This is a genomic window from Stenomitos rutilans, from assembly GCF_059505485.1.
Window position 1 is genome coordinate 1 of sequence record NZ_JCACKR010000090.1, and the last position, 17,116, is coordinate 17,116.

The 17,116-nt window shown below is 50.7% G+C and carries 18 protein-coding genes; 13 read left to right on the forward strand and 5 right to left on the reverse strand.

Features of this window, described 5'->3' with window-relative positions; all coding sequences use genetic code 11:
- The first annotated feature begins 179 nt into the window (after window positions 1-179).
- The 3 genes from AC5JLP_RS16105 (at window position 180) to AC5JLP_RS16115 (ending at window position 2,067) form a co-directional block, all read left to right on the forward strand.
- A complete protein-coding gene (locus AC5JLP_RS16105) occupies window positions 180-857 on the forward strand; it encodes a hypothetical protein (protein WP_496068945.1) in 678 nt (225 codons plus the stop codon).
- Between the two features lie 334 nt (window positions 858-1,191).
- A complete protein-coding gene (locus tag AC5JLP_RS16110; protein WP_496068946.1) occupies window positions 1,192-1,374 on the forward strand; it encodes a CsbD family protein in 183 nt (60 codons plus the stop codon).
- A 471-nt stretch (window positions 1,375-1,845) separates the two neighbouring features.
- Window positions 1,846-2,067, forward strand: a complete 222-nt coding sequence (locus tag AC5JLP_RS16115) for a YqaE/Pmp3 family membrane protein (RefSeq protein WP_496068947.1) — start codon at window positions 1,846-1,848, stop codon at window positions 2,065-2,067.
- A 188-nt stretch (window positions 2,068-2,255) separates the two neighbouring features.
- Here the strand turns inward: AC5JLP_RS16115 and AC5JLP_RS16120 are convergent, their stop codons facing one another.
- Window positions 2,256-2,753 carry a hypothetical protein gene (locus AC5JLP_RS16120; RefSeq protein ID WP_496068948.1) on the reverse strand — a complete coding sequence of 166 codons (498 nt, stop codon included), beginning with the start codon at window positions 2,751-2,753 and terminating at the stop codon, window positions 2,256-2,258.
- Between the two features lie 257 nt (window positions 2,754-3,010).
- Here AC5JLP_RS16120 and AC5JLP_RS16125 point away from each other — a divergent pair, with 257 nt between their 5' ends.
- Complete coding sequence (locus AC5JLP_RS16125) at window positions 3,011-3,628, forward strand: esterase/lipase family protein (RefSeq protein ID WP_496068949.1); 618 nt, start codon at window positions 3,011-3,013, stop codon at window positions 3,626-3,628.
- A 32-nt stretch (window positions 3,629-3,660) separates the two neighbouring features.
- Here AC5JLP_RS16125 and AC5JLP_RS16130 read toward each other — a convergent pair whose 3' ends face one another.
- Entirely contained in the window at window positions 3,661-5,055 is a 1,395-nt protein-coding gene (locus tag AC5JLP_RS16130; protein WP_496068950.1) for a sensor histidine kinase, read from the reverse strand.
- Between the two features lie 61 nt (window positions 5,056-5,116).
- Window positions 5,117-5,809, reverse strand: coding sequence for a two-component system response regulator RppA (gene rppA / locus AC5JLP_RS16135; protein ID WP_496068951.1), 693 nt, complete (start codon window positions 5,807-5,809; stop codon window positions 5,117-5,119).
- A gap of 208 nt (window positions 5,810-6,017) precedes the next feature.
- Between rppA and der the strand changes: the two genes are divergently transcribed.
- From der to proC, 6 genes are all read left to right on the forward strand, one after another.
- Window positions 6,018-7,376, forward strand: coding sequence for a ribosome biogenesis GTPase Der (gene der, locus AC5JLP_RS16140; RefSeq protein WP_496068952.1), 1,359 nt, complete (start codon window positions 6,018-6,020; stop codon window positions 7,374-7,376).
- An 8-nt stretch (window positions 7,377-7,384) separates the two neighbouring features.
- The gene (locus AC5JLP_RS16145) at window positions 7,385-8,377 is read left to right on the forward strand and encodes an energy-coupling factor transporter transmembrane component T family protein (RefSeq protein WP_496068953.1); all 993 of its coding nucleotides are present in this window, start codon (window positions 7,385-7,387) and stop codon (window positions 8,375-8,377) included.
- 318 nt (window positions 8,378-8,695) lie between these two features.
- Window positions 8,696-8,965, forward strand: a complete 270-nt coding sequence (gene pipX / locus AC5JLP_RS16150; RefSeq protein ID WP_496068954.1) for a transcriptional coactivator PipX — start codon at window positions 8,696-8,698, stop codon at window positions 8,963-8,965.
- Complete coding sequence (locus AC5JLP_RS16155) at window positions 8,962-9,651, forward strand: YggS family pyridoxal phosphate-dependent enzyme (RefSeq protein WP_496068955.1); 690 nt, start codon at window positions 8,962-8,964, stop codon at window positions 9,649-9,651. Before pipX ends, AC5JLP_RS16155 begins: the two co-directional genes overlap by 4 nt.
- A gap of 544 nt (window positions 9,652-10,195) precedes the next feature.
- Window positions 10,196-10,750 carry a cell division protein SepF gene (locus tag AC5JLP_RS16160; RefSeq protein WP_496068956.1) on the forward strand — a complete coding sequence of 185 codons (555 nt, stop codon included), beginning with the start codon at window positions 10,196-10,198 and terminating at the stop codon, window positions 10,748-10,750.
- A gap of 96 nt (window positions 10,751-10,846) precedes the next feature.
- Window positions 10,847-11,668 carry a pyrroline-5-carboxylate reductase gene (proC, locus tag AC5JLP_RS16165; RefSeq protein ID WP_496068957.1) on the forward strand — a complete coding sequence of 274 codons (822 nt, stop codon included), beginning with the start codon at window positions 10,847-10,849 and terminating at the stop codon, window positions 11,666-11,668.
- A gap of 112 nt (window positions 11,669-11,780) precedes the next feature.
- Here the strand turns inward: proC and AC5JLP_RS16170 are convergent, their stop codons facing one another.
- Window positions 11,781-12,341, reverse strand: a complete 561-nt coding sequence (locus AC5JLP_RS16170) for a hypothetical protein (protein WP_496068958.1) — start codon at window positions 12,339-12,341, stop codon at window positions 11,781-11,783.
- Window positions 12,342-12,599: 258 nt separating this feature from the next.
- Here AC5JLP_RS16170 and AC5JLP_RS16175 point away from each other — a divergent pair, with 258 nt between their 5' ends.
- Window positions 12,600-12,896 (forward strand): hypothetical protein, encoded by a 297-nt coding sequence (locus AC5JLP_RS16175; RefSeq protein ID WP_496068959.1) that lies wholly within the window; start codon window positions 12,600-12,602, stop codon window positions 12,894-12,896.
- 55 nt (window positions 12,897-12,951) lie between these two features.
- Complete coding sequence (locus tag AC5JLP_RS16180) at window positions 12,952-15,339, forward strand: FHA domain-containing protein (protein ID WP_496068960.1); 2,388 nt, start codon at window positions 12,952-12,954, stop codon at window positions 15,337-15,339.
- Window positions 15,340-15,594: 255 nt separating this feature from the next.
- Here AC5JLP_RS16180 and AC5JLP_RS16185 read toward each other — a convergent pair whose 3' ends face one another.
- Window positions 15,595-15,912, reverse strand: coding sequence for an SMR family transporter (locus tag AC5JLP_RS16185; RefSeq protein ID WP_496068961.1), 318 nt, complete (start codon window positions 15,910-15,912; stop codon window positions 15,595-15,597).
- A gap of 462 nt (window positions 15,913-16,374) precedes the next feature.
- Here AC5JLP_RS16185 and aat point away from each other — a divergent pair, with 462 nt between their 5' ends.
- Window positions 16,375-16,959 (forward strand): leucyl/phenylalanyl-tRNA--protein transferase, encoded by a 585-nt coding sequence (gene aat / locus AC5JLP_RS16190; RefSeq protein ID WP_496068962.1) that lies wholly within the window; start codon window positions 16,375-16,377, stop codon window positions 16,957-16,959.
- Window positions 16,960-17,116 lie beyond the last annotated feature (157 nt).

Below are 17,116 nucleotides of genomic sequence, written 5' to 3' on the forward strand. Positions count from 1 at the left end.
AACGCAGCTTCTTCCAGCTTAATTTGCTCTCGTTGAGGTAACAAAAGAGGGATTAACTCAAAACTCAAAACTCTCTCCCTCACCCTCCTTTCCCCTTCCCCTTTCCTCTCCCCGGAACCTTCTAATCTCTTGTCGAGTCTATGAAGCATCTGATGCATGGTTTATGCGGGTGACTCCTTATGGTTAATGTTCGTCAATGGCAGTCGGGCACTGCCTTTGCAATGACTCTAAGTATGGCTACAACCGCGATCGCTCCGTTGGCGATCGCGTCTACTGCAACAGCGGCTCCTTCTCCCTATTTGGTGGCGCAACTTTTTCCATCGCAAACAGCGCCGCGCCGTCTAGCAATTCCGGCTGGTACACAATTGCCTGTGCGATATGACGGTGCCGAGAAGATTGTCGTTTCGCCTACCGAAACGAGTCCCCTGACGTTGCTACTGTCCAGAAACATCCGTTCATCCACTGGTGCAATTCTGGTGCGGTCAGGTAGCCAAATTAGAGGCGAGCTGAGACCAGTAGAGGGCGGTTCTCAGTTTTATGCTCAAGAGATTACGTTAGAAAATGGTACTGTTCTACCGATCGACGCCAGGTCTGAAGTGGTGACGAAAACGCAAGAAATTGTTCCGGGTACAAACACAGATGCCGTGCTCAAAGGAGCGGCGATCGGAGCAGGTGCCGCTACCATCATTTCTGGAGTGACGGGTAAAAAGCGCATCACGCTTGGCAAGATTTTGATTGGTGGTGGTGCGGGTGCTCTGGGTGGTTTAATCTTCGGCAAAAAGCGAGCCGATGTCATTGTGGTTAACCCTAACAAAGATCTTACTCTGACCTTAAATTCGTCGCTGGCCTTGCCATAGTGTGAATGCCTCGGAAGGTTGCCTTACAATGATGTGCCTCTACTGTTTGGACTCACTCGCTCAAAAATGGCTGTGAGTAGGTAGTAAATCATACATTGCCAAGCGATCAAAAAAGCTCGTTAAATGTCTCGTGCGCCCCTTTGCTATGCATTTAGCATTTAGTCCTTCTCTGTCTTTTGGTGTGAATTAATTGTGCTGACTTATCTCTGAAGAGAGAGAGGTAAACGCGATCGTTCCTAGTAAATTATTGGTGTGCCGAAGGTAATGCAGCGAACAGATCAGTAGCTTCATCTACCAGACAGCATTTTTCCTAACATCAACTACGGAGAGTATCATGAGCTTAGAAGATAGAATTAAGGCGACTGCCAAAAACGTAGAGGGCAAAATTCAAGAAGCGGTTGGCGATGTTACTGGCGATCCTCAAGCGAAGGCTGAGGGCCAAGCGAAGCAAGCAGAAGCTTCGGGACGTCACACAGTAGAAGATGTGAAAGATAACGTCAAGAGAATGATTGACTAGGGGTGTTCCTCCCAAGAACTTTCACTTCTCTGAAGCTAGGGCTTACGCAAATTCTTGCAAAGCTAGCCCCAAACCCCCTCAATTTTTGGGGAGCAAGAACTCAGAGTCCCCAAAAATTGAGGGGGTTTGGGGCCCTCTGGGCATACCAAAAAAGAGGGCGACTGCGTAAGCCCTGAAAGCGTGTCTTTGAAGATTCTCTCTCCTTAGAAATCTGGCATAAGAAGGTTTGGACGCAGGCCGTGTTCCAGACCTTCTTTTTTAGTCATAGCAGTCTTTGGCTGGCGATTGGCGATCGATTGGAGCCTGCCTCGCTAAATTTGTCACTGTCTCACACATATTGTTTTTCAAAGCAGTGGGTTGAAGCCGCAACTTTATGTCAGCTTTTCGCTCTTGGGAGAGAGGCTAGCAAGCGTTGATTGCTACGACAATGTAGATATTCAAGACTATTAAAAAAGCAGGATAGAGGGATTTATGAAACTACTGCGCATCCTCTCGGCGATCGTTCTACCTCCACTTGGTGTTTTCTTAACTCTGGGCTTTGGGTTTGCTTTTCTCCTCAACGTGGGGCTGACACTGCTGGGATATGTACCTGGCATTATTCACGCGCTTTGGGTTGTCTTGAAGGAGTACGAGCACGAGGCGGCTGAACGTAAAGCCTATGAAAGCACGATCGAGCCAAGCCAACCTCTATAGAAACGCTACAGTGGCAGGCTAGCAAGCTTTCTCAGCAACCGCTCTAGATATGCTCCTCATCAAGGATCTCAAAAAAGCGGCGCTGAGCTAATGAACAAAGGCGCTAGAGAGCGAAATCAACTCTCTAGCGCCTTTGCAGGTTTATACCAGAATCAGTTACCGCAGTCGATGACTTCAAAGAAAAACGCTCAAGATGAGGTTTTCACCTGGCGTGCCATATCTAAAAAGGAAGACATGTTTGCACCGGGACGACGGCGACCGTTTGAACTGCTGGTAGGAGCGAGATATTTAGGGGCAAACGTTGTCACTGTTGGTTGAGGCAAATTTAACGCTGCCTTTGCCGCGGCAGGCTTAGGTTCGGCCTTTTCAGCAGTAGCTGCTGCCTTTGCCTTAGCGGCTTGCTTTGGTTTCGCCGCCTCTACTTTGGCAGGCTCTGGCTTAGCAGAGTCCTTCACAGCCTGAGATTTGGCTGCTGCCGCAACAGGTGTTTTAGCGGGTGCCGTAGCACCATTGCCAATGCCCTTAGCCTCATCAAGCTCTAGAAAATACCCAGAGTTCTTGGCTTTACGGGTCTTTGGCTCAGCCTCCGAGATCGCCGCTTTCGCTTTCTTAGAGCCAAATAGCCCACTTACGAAGGAAAAAAGACCAGAGAATAAATTTTTGAGAAAATTAACGAAACTGCTCATTGCAACTGCTCCTGAAATGCATACCGATATGCTCACGCATCGGTTAATCAAAAGGGGATGATGAAGTCAAACTATCCGACTCAAATTATCGCGGTTTTATGAGTACAGAAGGGTCAATATTGCGATTTATTAATTATTCCTTCAATACAACTAAACTGAGAAGAGTGTCTTCCTTTAGCCATTTCTGGAGCTGTCCCAGCCAACTCTAAGGAAAGACCTGGGGTGATTTAGACTCGGAATGTAACAGACTGTAAGCAATGAACACTTTAACCCCACGCAACCCAATTCTCCTTCTGCACGGTATCTGGGATACTGGCGCAATTTTCAAGCCGATGGCGCGCTACCTCAACAGCTTGGGTTGGGAAACTCACGACCTGAATCTCACACCAAATAATGGCGATGGCTGTCTTTCAGGGCTGGCACAGCAAGTTGCAGCCTACGCCGATCGCACCTTTGCTCCCAACACCCCGTTTGATTTGCTTGGTTTCAGTATGGGCGGCATTGTGGGGCGTTATTATCTTCAGCGTTTGGGCGGGATTGATCGTGTCCACCGATTTATTACCCTCTCGTCTCCTCATAGTGGCACCTGGGTTGCCTGTGGGTCTTTGCGATTGGGCTGTATGCAAATGCGTCCTCATCACGCCTTTCTGCAAGATTTGAATCAAGATATTGCGATGCTTGAGCGCATCAACTTCACCTCCATCTGGACACCGCTGGATGCGATGATTCTCCCAGCCAGCAGTTCGCAAGTGCCGATCGCGCAAGACGTGAAGGTGTGGGTACCGCTACATCGAGACATGGTATCGCACCCTCAGAGTCTGCAAGCGGTTGCCACTGCCTTAGCGGAACCTGTTAAGGTTATGAGCCGCTGCTAAAGGTGGTTGCGGTTGCTTACGAAAGGGACTGGTTATCCCCTCAGCGGTAACTCGATTTGAATGGTCGATCCTTTTCCCAAGGTGCTGGTGGTGGTGATGCGGCCTCGATGGGCTTCAATAATCTGTTGCGCGATCGCCAACCCCAAGCCAAAGCCACCTGTTTGACGCGATCGTGCCGTATCGACTCGATAAAAACGCTCAAAAATGTGTGGCAGATCGGCTGCGGGAATGCCAATGCCGTTGTCCTGGACTTGAATGACAGCATAGCGCGCTGTGGTGGAAAGGCGTAGCTGAACATTGCCACCTGGCAGCGTGTACTTAAATGCATTGCTGAGCAGGTTGGTCACGGCCTGACGCAGCAAGTCTGGATCGGCGTTTAAGGCGACAGCTTGCTCAGGCAGTTGGGGCGTGAAGGTTAAGCCCTGTGCCTGTGCTTGTGCGGTCTGATCGTCAATGAGCGATCGCACCAGTACCACCAGATCTATTCGCTGTAACCGAGTTGGATCAAGCGGGCCTTCCTGGCGGGAGAGAAACAGCAAATTGCCAATAAGCGTACTCATTGACTTTGCCGTCTCAACAATTTTTTCGAGCCGTAGCCGCTGCTGAGCTGTGTCTTCAGAAGCCATTAGACCGACTTGGGCATTGCTCAGCACGGCTGCCAGAGGTGCTCGCAATTCGTGAGACGCATCGGCTGTAAACCGCTGGAGCTGGTCGTAAGCTCGGCGGGTGGGTTGAATGGCAACACCGCCCAGAAACCAGCCCGTGACACCAATCAAACCGAGCGTTAGGGGTACGCCTAGCGCTAAAAATAAGCGCACTCGCTCCAAGCTTTCACGGATGGCGGTGAGGGGTTCTGCAACCTGTAGATAGCCAACCAACTGCTGATTTTGCAGTAAGGGTAGCGTGACCTGGCGTAACCACTGGCCTGTTGGCTGTGCTCCATTTTGTGGCTCGACCAGCACGATCGTCTGAAACTCTGGTGCAGGTGCTAAGCGCAAGGGCGCGGACAGGCCAATAAATCTGACTAGGAAGCCCTTTGTGTCATACCAGCGAACGTAAACCAATTCGCTGCTGCGCGATAAGCGATCGCCATTCATCCAGGGGGCATCTTCCGGCTCAATCTGCCATTGCCCTTGCTGAAAGCGAATCGTGGCACCTGCTGCGATCGCCTTGCTTTTCTTGTACAGCGCCTGATCGAATGCGTGAAGCTGCCCTTCCACACTTAAGTAATAGCTCACACCTGTAAACAAGACGAGAATGCCACCCATCGAAAGGGCAAACCAGTAAGCGAGATTGCGACGGCTGCGGGTGAACATGGAGGGAGGGGATAGGGCGTGGGGAGTGGGAGTGGGGAGGCAGGAGGCAGAGGAAGCAGGGGAGGTAGAGGAAGCAGGAGAAGAGCGATCGCCGTTACTAACAATTAACAACTGCTTTAACTCAAAACTTCCCCTCTTCTTCCTCTGCTCCCCTAGCCTCCCCATCTGTCTCTTACGCCTCACTTCTCATCTTCTCTGGCGACTGCAACCGATAGCCCATACCGTAAATAGTTTCTAGCCAATCTTTGGCATTGACAGCTTGTAGGCGTTGCCGTAGCCGTCGGACGAGGGTGGTGACGGCGTTGCTTTCGGGCTCGGTGCCCCAACCCCACAGCGCTTGCTCAATTTGGTTGTGGGACAAGACCTGTCGTGGGTGGCGCATGAGATATTCCATTAACTGAAATTCGCGGCTTGAGAGTTGGGTGGTCAGGTGATGGCACTCTAGCGTCAGGCTGTTCAGGTGCAATCGTAAAGCACCCAAAGAAAGGGAGTCGTTTTGCCAGAGAGGCGATCGCCGTCGCAAGGCACGCACTCGCGCTAGCAGTTCGACTACATCGACGGGCTTGACGAGGTAATCATCGGCTCCAGCATCTAGCCCGGTGACTTTATCGGCGATCGTGTCCTTTGCAGTTAGCATCAACACAGGGGCGGTTTTGCCGGAGCGACGATACTCCTGACAGAGTGCAACGCCGCTGATGTGGGGCAACATCCAATCGAGAATCAGCAAATCATATTCTTTTTGGGTGATTAACCACTGCGCCGTCTCACTCTCTTCGATCGCATCGACAATATGTCCGGCTTGTGAGAGTGCTGCCTGTAGTGGCTCTAGTTGGGATGGATCGTCTTCTACCAGTAAAATCAACATCGATCGCCGCGAAGTCTAACTATGTCCATCCTAACGAGTGGAAGAATGCAGCTTGTGTGCTGGAAATCGCTCTCCTCATCTGGCGATTGGCGTTGGGTAGCCTGCAAAGCAATACGAGTTTACGACTTATCGTTAGAATGGAAGACTTAAGTGATGATTCACAGCACTGAATCTGCATTGATCCTTTCGCCTTTATCCTTGTCTTCCCATGCCCTTGCCTATTGTTGCTATTATCGGTCGTCCTAACGTGGGCAAGTCTACGGTGGTCAACCGTTTGTCGGCGTTACAAGATGCCATTGTGTTTGACGAACCGGGCGTGACTCGCGATCGCACGTACAAGCCAGCCTTTTGGGGCGATCGAGAGTTTCAAGTTGTTGACACCGGCGGCTTGGTGTTTGACGATGACACTGAATTTTTGCCGCTGATTCGTGAGCAAGCAATGGCAGCCCTGGCAGAAGCAAGTGCGGCGATCTTTGTGGTCGATGGGCAGATGGGTCTCACCTCTTCTGATGAAGAAATTGCGACTTGGCTGCGGCAACAAACCGTGCCTGTCCTGTTAGCAGTGAACAAATGTGAATCGGTGGAGCAGGGCGCAGCGCAGGCAGCCGAGTTTTGGTCGTTGGGGTTGGGCGAACCGTTTCCCATTTCAGGAATTCATGGCAACGGCACAGGCGAACTACTGGATCAGTTGCTTGAACATTTGCCACCCGCAAATGAGATTGAAGCGTCAGACGACATTAAGGTGGCGATCGCGGGACGACCCAATGTGGGTAAATCGAGCTTGCTGAATGCGTTTGTGGGTGAAACCCGGTCGATTGTCAGCCCCATTTCGGGAACAACACGAGACGCGATCGACATGGTTGTGCAGCACGGCGACCAGACCTATCGCCTCATCGACACGGCGGGGATTCGCAAGAAAAAACAGGTTGAGTACGGGCCTGAATTTTTTGGCATCAACCGCGCCTTTAAAGCCATCAACCGGGCAGATGTGGTGCTGCTGGTCATTGATGCGCTGGATGGCGTGACCGAGCAAGACCAGAAGTTGGCAGGACGGATTGCGGATGAGGGCAAAGGCTGTGTCATCGTCGTCAACAAGTGGGATGCGGTTGAAAAAGATTCTTACACTATCTATGACCATGAAAAGCTAGTGCGCGATCGCCTGCACTTTACGGAATGGGCAGACGTGATCTTCATTAGCGCCAAAACCGGACAGCGCGTCGAAAAAATCCTCGATATGGTGAACATCGCGGCTGAGCAGCAGAAACGCCGTGTGTCTACTTCTGTCATTAACGAAGTGCTGGAAGAAGCGGTGGGTTGGCACTCACCCCCTACCACTCGTCAGGGTCGCCAGGGAAAAATCTACTACGGTACCCAGGTGAGTAGCCGTCCGCCTGCGATCGCCCTGTTCGTGAATGATCCTGCTCTTTTCAATGACAACTATCGCCGCTACATTGAGGGACAGTTTCGCAAAGCGCTTGGCTTTACGGGCACACCCATCCGTCTTCTGTGGCGTGGCAAAAAAACCAGAGAAGTCGAGCGCGTTACAGCGAATCGGGCCACAAGGTAACTCTGTTCATGGATCTTCTCCGCTCCCTACCATTAGGGCTTTACTTAGAACAACCCATTACCTGGCTGCATCGGTTAGATCCACGGCTCAAATTGGCGTGGCTCATGACGTTTTTGGCAGCTCCTTTACTAGCAAACTCGTTTTGGCGAGTGTTACTAGCTGGGTTATTGATGATCATCACCATCCTGGCTAAAATTCCGCTGCGGGTCTGGCGGCAACAGATGGTCTGGCTGTTGGTGCTTAGTCTTATGGTCTTTGCGCTCACGATGGTATTGCCCGATGGACTGAAAACACGCCATCAAGCTCGCTTACCAGTTGATGAGCTTGCTTTTGCACAGCAACCCGCCCCGTTACCGCCCGCCCCATCGCCTCGTCCCTGGTATAACCCATTTGGTCTTGGCAAACCTGCGATCGCTCCTACCCCTGGCACCGTGCCCCAAGTGTTGCCGCAACCGACAGACTACTGCTATGTGCTGTTTAAGGGCGGTTCTATCACGATCACTCAACGATCACTAGACTTGGCAATTCGCTATGGCACGCTGCTCTTTACCCTGCTCTACAGCACCAACCTCTTTCTACTAGTCACCGCACCCGAAGAAATTACCGCCGCGATCGAAGATTGGATGTCGCCCTTCCGCCGCTTCAACCTGCCCATTACCGAAATCGCCCTCACGCTCACCCTCTCACTTCGCTTTATTCCGCTGGTACTAGAAGAAGTGCAAAATTTGGTGCGATCGATCAGCACGCGTGCGATCAACTGGCGCAAACTCGGTTGGCGACGGGCACTGCAAATCTGGCTCATTGTGGCAGAGCGACTACTCAACAACTTATTGCTGCGGGCAGAACAAATTGCCAGCGCCATGAAAGTGCGTGGTTTTACCAGCCCAAACGACCATCAAGTGCAGTGGCACCAGTTTCAACTACGGTGGGGCGACTGGTTGGCGATCGTTACTTTAATTGGTCTGTGGAGTGCCCGTCTGGCGTGGGGTTGGGAACTTTAAAGAGGGGAGTAGGGAGTAGGGAGTGGGGCTAAAGGATGTAGCTTGCTTCCCGTTGGCGAAGCCTGCCGAAGGCATAGGGGCGGCTAAAGGCTAAAAGCCGACCGCTGACCGCTTGAAGGCTAAAGGCTAAAAGCCGGCCGCTGACTCCTGATTCCTATCCGCTCAACCAACTCAAAACTCAAAACTCGACACTCAAAACTCTCCCCCTCCTCCCCCCTCTCCCTACAAAACCTGCTTCAGACGCATCGTTATCACGTAAAGTGATGGCATACCGACTTTAAGTTGTACTGTTTTCATCGTCGTGCAGTCTAGACCTGAATGAGCAACGAAAATTATTTGAATCATCCGAATTTTGGCTTGCTTTTCAGAGTCTGTCTCATTGATGCAGCGCGTGAGTTATTTACAACGCTCTACGCGCAGCGTCTATTTTTTCTGGTTGCCAATGGAGACGACGGGCTGGAATTTGAGCCGATCACCCGGACTGACGCTCGCATCTTGGTCGAGAACCGTCTGCGAGTCTTGCGCCGTCAAGGACAGCAGCAAGACTACAATCAGCTTCAGGTGATTTATAAACAAACATTTCAATGAGAGCGTTTTCTCCGCTTAGCGGTACAATCGCAGAACGAATTGCCCAGATTCGCCAGACAGTGCCCAATTCGGTGCGGTTGATTGCCGTCACTAAGCAGGTTTCAGTCGAGGCAATGCGGGAAGCATATGCGGCTGGGGTGCGTGATTTTGCGGAGAACCGGGTGCAGGAGGCCGAAGCTAAACAGGCAAAGCTTAGTGATCTCACGGATGTGACTTGGCATCTAATCGGGCATTTACAAAGCAATAAAGCGCAAAAAGCGTTGGATTGTTTTCAATGGATTCATTCGATCGACGATTTAAAACTGGCGCAACGATTAAATCGCTTGGCAGCACAGCGATCGCACAAACCACAATCACTGCTTCAGGTGAAGCTATTGCCCGATCTAAACAAATATGGTTGGTCAGCAACCGATCTTTTACAGGATCTTTCAGCGTTGAGTCAGTGCGAAAATCTCAGAATTCAAGGGTTGATGACAATTCTTCCGCATGGATTATCGGCTGCAGACGCAACGATGGCGTTTCAAAAGACGGCAGAGTTGGCTAATACGATTCAGCAACAGAACCGCCCTCATCTGCAAATGCAAGTTCTATCGATGGGAATGTCTAATGATTATGCTTTGGCCGTGCAGGCGGGCGCGACCATGATTCGTTTAGGGCGCATCCTGTTTGGCGATCGTTCTACATAGCTGGTTTGAACCCTGGTAAACATCAATTCAATACGTTTTAGATCTTCTGTAAAATTCAGGAAAAAACGAAACAGTTTCAAATTTCAGACTGGCTGTGGAATTTGAGAAAAAATAAAGCGTTTTCCAAAAGATGGAGTATCTTGAATGCTAGAGTTCCTGCTTGGTTCCCCGATGCAGCATAAGTCTGTTCACCTGCCTGATCTGTCAATGATTTAAACATCTGATCAAAAAACTTTTGACGACATGTTTGAATTTTGGAATCTAGATGTATACTAATCTTTCAATTCGGTTAAGGCGGGCGGGGTGCCTGAGCAAATTGTTTGCGGATACAAGCCTTCATCCATTGGGCTTTCACTCAACGGTTACTCAACGTTTAAAGAGACGATCCTCTTGCCGACTCTTTCGATATTACAGACTAGATTTAGCGTTATTCCTGATATCTGGTCGCTATACGTCTTTCAATCTAAACCCTGATCGTGATGGAGCGTGAACAGTGAGCAGCATCTTTAGCAAGTTACGGGACTTTGTGGGATTTAACGAACCTATGGACTACGAATACGAGTACGACGAAATGGATGGCGATGAGTACCAGAATCTTTACCAGCAGGAGCATGCTCAACCCGCTGCCCCTCAAGAAGATGCTCGGATGCGTCGCCCTAGCCGCTTGCGTGAGCGCGCTCCACTGGGTACAGAGGTCGGTGCAATGGGTGCATCACCGATGGGAAACGTCATTGGCATGCCTGGGGTGAATGGTGTTTCTGAAGTGGTCGTGATGGAGCCCCGCTCTTTTGAAGAAATGCCTCAAGCTATTCAAGCGTTGCGCGAACGCAAGTCTGTTGTTCTGAATCTGACCATCATGGATCCTGATCAGGCGCAGCGCGCGGTTGATTTTGTGGCTGGTGGTACCTATGCGATCGATGGTCATCAAGAGCGCATCGGCGAAAGCATCTTCCTGTTTACCCCCAGTTGTGTTCAAGTCAGCACTCAGGGCGCTCCAGGTTACGAAGCGCCTCAGCCTCAGCAACCTCAAGCTCGTCCCACCCGTCAGGCTGCACCCGCTCCTGCTTGGGCAAACGAGCCAATGAGAATGGCTCAGTAGTTGTTGTTAGTCGTTAGTTTTTAGTTGTTAGAAGAGAGAAGATTGGCTTCTAACAACTAAAAACCAAAAACTAATAACTCTTTGGAGACAGTTAAATTGAGTATCAAGCTCGGCATGATTGGCGGCGGGGTAATGGGGGAAGCTCTGTTATCCCGCCTTATCGATCGTGGCACTTACCAGCCGCAAGATATTCTAGTCAGTGATCCGCAAGCAGAACGGCGAGAACTTCTGGTAGCAAATTATGGTGTTCAGGCCACAGAAAACAATCTGCTGCTGAAAACTGCTGATGTTTTACTCCTGGCAATCAAACCTCAAGTGTTTGATGCGGTAGCGCCGCAAATTATTCACATTGACTCTCCACGACGGTCTGAGGGCGTAATCATCTCGATTCTAGCGGGCACACCCTTGAGCAAATTGGAGGGGTCGCTGTTTGATCAGCCAGTAGTACGAGCAATGCCGAACTTTCCCGCTACAGTTGGTGCAGGCATCACTGCAATCTCCCCCGGTAAACGCGTAAAACCCCATCACCTTGAGCAAGCACGACAGATTTTTGAAGCGGTAGGCGAAGTGGTTGAAGTTCCCGAAACGGCGATGGATGCGGTGACGGGTTTGTCTGGCTCTGGCCCAGGCTATGTAGCGCTTGTGGTAGAAGCGTTGGCCGATGGTGGGGTAGCCGCCGGGTTGCCACGGGCGATCGCGCTCCAACTGGCACTGCAAACAGTAAAGGGGACTGCGCAATTGCTCCAGGAGTCGGGGCAACACCCTGGCGTACTGAAAGATCAGGTGACCAGCCCTGGTGGAACCACGATCGCAGGCGTTGCAGCTTTAGAGCGGGCTGGGTTGCGCTCAGCCTTGATTGAAGCCGTAATGGCTGCCTATGGACGATCGCAAGAATTGGGGCGCGAGGACAAGGTGTGAGAGGGCAGAGGGCAGAAAGGGGAAGAAGGTAAAGGGCAAAAGGCAGAGGGCAGAAGGGGAAAGGCAAGCTTACATCTCAAGGCTGACCGCTGACCGCTGACCGCTTTTTAACTCAAAACTTCTCCGCTGATGACTGTAGAGCACTTGCGTTGCGATCGTGAAAGCCAATTTGCTGTAAGTTCTCTGCCGACCAGTGCTGATAGTAGGCTGTACGCGCCAGTGGTTTGGAAGCGGCTTGTAAGACTGCTAATGATTGAACGGTGAGATTGATAAATGGCTCCTGTCGAGTATAGACCCCTTGCACATTGAAGGTGTCCTGGGGATGCCCGCCAAAGGCCGTTAGTTCTAGTGGTGCAAGGATCTGGTTCAACTGCTCTATAAAGGGTTGCATCTGCGCTACAGATAACGCCTGTTCGTCAGGGCTAATGACGAGCAAGACATCGTGCTGACGACTTGCATGAAAGGAGGCGATCGCTCGTCTGAGCTGAGAGTCCACGTGTAGCTGCTCCAGTCTTAACGTCAGCACTTGATAGAAAATTTTGTTCTGTAGCCGAGCCTTCTTAGAAAACGGACAAATGGGCAGTCCCCCAAAAACAGGATGGGGCTGTTCTAACACCGTTTCCAGGTACCGGATCATTGTTTCAATCATGCAAGACTCACGGTCAGAACTCATGCGTTTCTTCTCTCGTCACAGTGGCTGTCGGTAGGTTACGCGCCTAACGCCAAAGGACTTTGGTTTAGGTGGACGGTTATGAAAGCGCTCCTTTCTACGCTGTTAGTAAGTCCACTTGATGGTAATCACCAAAAATAAAATCCAGACTGTCCGGTGGAGTTTCTTTATCCCCCGTAAGAAGGTTTAAAGCTTTGAATCTTGGAGTGGCCTTTCGCTATTCAATCTTTAAACTCTTCTACCCTCGCTCAAGGAGGAGACATGGATTTGTCTCACATTGCGGTGCAATTGATTGCTGCGATCGTCTGTGGTTGGATTGCAAACATGCTCATTCCCGGTCAAATTCCCGGTAAATCTCTAGGCTTTGTGCTTACGGGATTGGTCGGAGTGTGGTTAGGAGAAACGGTTTTCAAATTGCTTAAAGCTCAGCATGGCCTGAACGTTCCGCTCCTTCATTGGACTGTGGGTGGGGTTGCTGTCGTCCCATCAATCATTGGTTGCGCCATCATCATTTATGTGGTGACAACGTTTGTGCGTTGGGGGCATTATCACCGATGAGTCTCTGTGGGTACTCTGAACACAGACGATTACCCGCCCTTTCTCATCACGCCTCATGCGAACCAGCGAAAAGACGGTTCTCACTCAACCCTATTTGGAGTTGAGTAAGCAAGGAACGACGCTTCAGCGCTTTCTCACTCAAGAACAACACTTTTTAGGCCGGGATGCTCAACGTGCTGACCTCGTTTTGCCTGGTGATTGGCAGGTCATTTCTGGCTGTCATGCGTTGCTGCGGCGATCGGGCGAAGATTACTGTATTTACGATGGTGATGGGCAAAAGCCAAGCACAAATGGCATTTTCCTTAACCGCACGCGCATTACGCCCTCAAAAGGCTATGTGCTCAAACACGGGGCAGAACTGCGAATTGGGCAAAATCCTCACAACCAGGTGGTGCTGACCTATCGCAATCCCCTGGGTGCAGAGGTGGCAGAAATGCCAGAGACACGATCGCTCTCGCTCAAAAATCGCTCTGTGCTGCTGGGGCGTGATCCCAAAGCGACGCTGGAACTGGATGCGCCGATCGTCTCTCGTCGCCACGCCACGATTGAATCGGATGGACACGATCGCTATGTCCTGCGGGATCACAGTACCAATGGTGTGTTTGTGAATGGCACGCGGGTCAACGCTAGCCTGGTTTTACCCGACGACTGCACGATTCAGATTGGCCCTTTCACATTGGTTTACCAGGGCGATACCTTAGCAGTGGTCGATCGCGGCAACCAGATTCGTCTGGATGCCTGGGAACTGGTGCGAGAAGTTCCTGGAAGCAAAAAAGGTGCTCACCGTTTGTTGGATGACCTTTCGCTGGCGATCGAGCCAGGACAATTTGTAGCGCTGGTTGGTGGCAGTGGTGCAGGCAAATCAACTCTAATGCGAACCTTGCTGGGGATCGATCCCACCGATCAAGGAGTGGTTTACCTCAACGGTGTGAATTTGCGCCAGAACTTTGGGATTTACCGTGCCCAAATTGGCTATGTGCCGCAAGATGACATTGTGCATCGAGACTTGACCGTTGAGGAAGTGCTAACCTACGCTGCCAGGTTACGCCTACCTGCCGATACAGACATCGCTGCTGTGGTCAACCAAACGCTAGAGCAGATCGAAATGAGCGATCGGCGTGAGGTGCTGGTGGGCAAACTCAGCGGTGGACAACGCAAACGGATTAGCATTGGCGTAGAACTGCTCGCTGATCCCAAACTGTTCTTTTTAGATGAACCTACTTCAGGACTTGATCCCGGTCTGGATAAAAAGATGATGCAGCTTTTGCGAAAGCTGGCAGACCAGGGACGCACGGTCATTCTAGTGACCCACGCTACGGCAAATATCAAGCTGTGCGATCGCCTTGTGTTTGTGGGTCGGGGTGGACGACTTTGCTACTTCGGCCCGCCCAGCAAAGCGCTAGACTTCTTTGAGGTGGAATCGGACGACTTCGCCGATATTTACAACGAATTGGAAAAAGGCAACACGATCGTGCGCCATTGGGCCGATCGCTTTCGCCACTCAGACGACTACTGGCATTACGTCACCGGGCACCTCAGTCCCGGCAATGGGCATAAGCTGCGATCGCACCCAACGCCTAGCAAAGGCATCTCTTTTCTGACCCAACTAATTCTGTTAACGCAGCGCTACTCTCAACTGGTTTGTCGCGATCCCGTCAATCTGGCACTGTCGCTCGTAACAGCACCGATCGGGATCAGCCTCATCATTCTGGCAGTGGGCGATCAAGATCCCCTGGTGCTGGCAGAACATCCTGATCCCACCCTGGCTCCATTAGCCTTGCGCGTCCTTTTTGTCTTTACCTGTGCAGCACTCTGGGTGGGCTTTTCCAGTTCTTTGCAGGAAATCGTTAAGGAGTCTGCCATTTACCTGCGGGAACGGCTCGTCAACCTCGGACTCTTTGCCTACCTGGGATCAAAAATGCTGATTCTTGCGTCGTTGGCACTTCTGCAAACGCTGCTGATGGTGCTGGTGATTCTAACGGGATTTGCTGCTCCCGACCACTTACTCTTATCCTGGCTTCTAGGTGTTGGCATCACGACCTTTCTCACCTTGCTTGCCTGCATGAGCATGGGACTGATGGTGTCGGCGATCGTCCGCAATGGCAGTCAGGCAAACAGCGCGCTGCCCTTACTTTTGCTGCCTCAGATCATTTTCTCTGGTGTACTCTTTCGCATGGACGGTCTCACCAGCAAACTGTCATGGCTCATGTTGAGTCGCTGGTCAGTAGGAGCCTACGGCACGTTGGTTAACATCAACGCGATGGTGCCCGAACCCACGAGGCTTCCTGATGGCAGCACGATTCCTCTCCCATTTGAGAAAACTACTGTCTACGATCTCACCTGGCATAACTTGACGCTGAACTGGGGCATGCTTTGCCTTCATGCAGTGGTGTACTTGATCGCCACCTTTTGGGTGCAAAAGCGCAAGGACATTTTTAAATAGCAGATCAGAGTTGGTGTCAGTGGTTGATAGGAGTCAGGGATTAGAAGGAACCCAGTCAATGGCTAACGAAGTTTCTGGCTTTTAGTTCTTTCGTCCTAAAGATATCTGCGGCATCAGTAAACGGATGGCTTACTGTAAGTGGCAGGATGATGGTTAAATTGAGCGAAAAGCGGATGCTGTGGCTCAATGAACGCAACAATTCAAGCTGATCTTCGGCAAGAGGGTGTCTTATGCGACAGCAGACACATGGCTACGTCACACAATCTTTCCTCGCAGACATGCTGTGCCTGCTGCAATTAGGAAAATACCGACAAGGGTCAAAGGCGTATAGCTTTCCTTAAAGATGAATAAGCTAAACAGAACAGCACACATGGCTTCCAATCCAAGCACCAATATGTACGTAATGCCTAGATGAGCATTGTGGGTGATATAAGTTTGCAAACTAACGCCTACAAGGAAAAACAGATATACCATTCCAGTCGGAATGAGCTGAGAAAAGCCTGCTGAAAATTTCATGAAAATGCCACCAACAGTGTAGAAAACCGCCGCAGCCACAGCCATTAAGAGATACATGAGCGCTATTTTCCTGGTAATCTTACATGCACGATCTGAGTATTTTGTATTGCGAAAGACGTACTTATATACTGTAGTAGGCACGTTCCATATGCCACCAAATACTTGAACTCACTCCATATCCAAGTGGTTTTAGAAATATTGTCCAAGTGGTTTTAGAAATATTCTATGTAATACGTAAGATGATGCGTTGCGCAACAATATCTACTTCACTGAAATTGCTTGCTGTCTTCATGGAGAATTTAAACTATCTTCATTGGCAAACCGAAACTGCTTTTTCAACCTGCGCTTTATTTACTGACTTCAGTCAATCCGCAATGGTTGTGCCTTTGGTGGTGACGAGTAAATGTATGGCCCGATAAAACGCTTCTCCTGCTCCCTCCGCTTCCGCTGCTCTCTCTACTCCCATCTTTCCTATAATGAGATTCTTGCCTCAACTGTTGGACTGGGAGCCTTGTACGATTGACTGTCCGTTTTGATGTTGCCTCGATCGTCCAGGGGTATACCCAGGGCTACTTTCTCATGGCAGATGAAACAGGGGCTTCGCTGGGTTGGTATTCCAGTCGAGAGCGAACGTTGATTCCTCTGGATGAGCGGTTTCGCTACCCTCGATCGCTCCAGCGAGTGCTTAATCAAGAACGCTTTACAGTCGCAGTCAATCGAGATTTTGAGGCCGTCATCGAAGGGTGTGCCGATCGCGAAACGACCTGGATCTCAGATGAACTGAAGGATATCTACCGATCGCTCCATGCGGCGGGATGGGCTTACAGCTTTGAAACCTGGCAGGGTGACGAACTCGCAGGTGGCATTTTGGGCTTGATCATTGGCGGCGCATTTATTGGCGAATCGATGTTCTTTCGCATCCCCGATGGCTCGAAAGTCGCAATGGTGAAGCTGGTAGAACGGCTGCGCGATCGTCAGTTTGTGCTCTTTGATGCCCAAATGATGAACCCCCATCTAGAGCGGTTTGGTGCTCATATCATCGGCAGTAGACAATACAATACGCTGCTAAAACTGGCACTCACGCGACAGTGCTCTCTAGAGTAATGCTGCTGTGTGAAAGGGGCAGGCAGGGAGTGGGAAGTGGGGGGAGAGTTTTGAGTTCTGAATGAATTCTGTCTTTAAGTTTTGAGCGGTCAGCTATCAGCAGTCAGCTACCAGCCGTCAATCATCCAGCTTCCTTCTAACAACTAAAAACTAATAG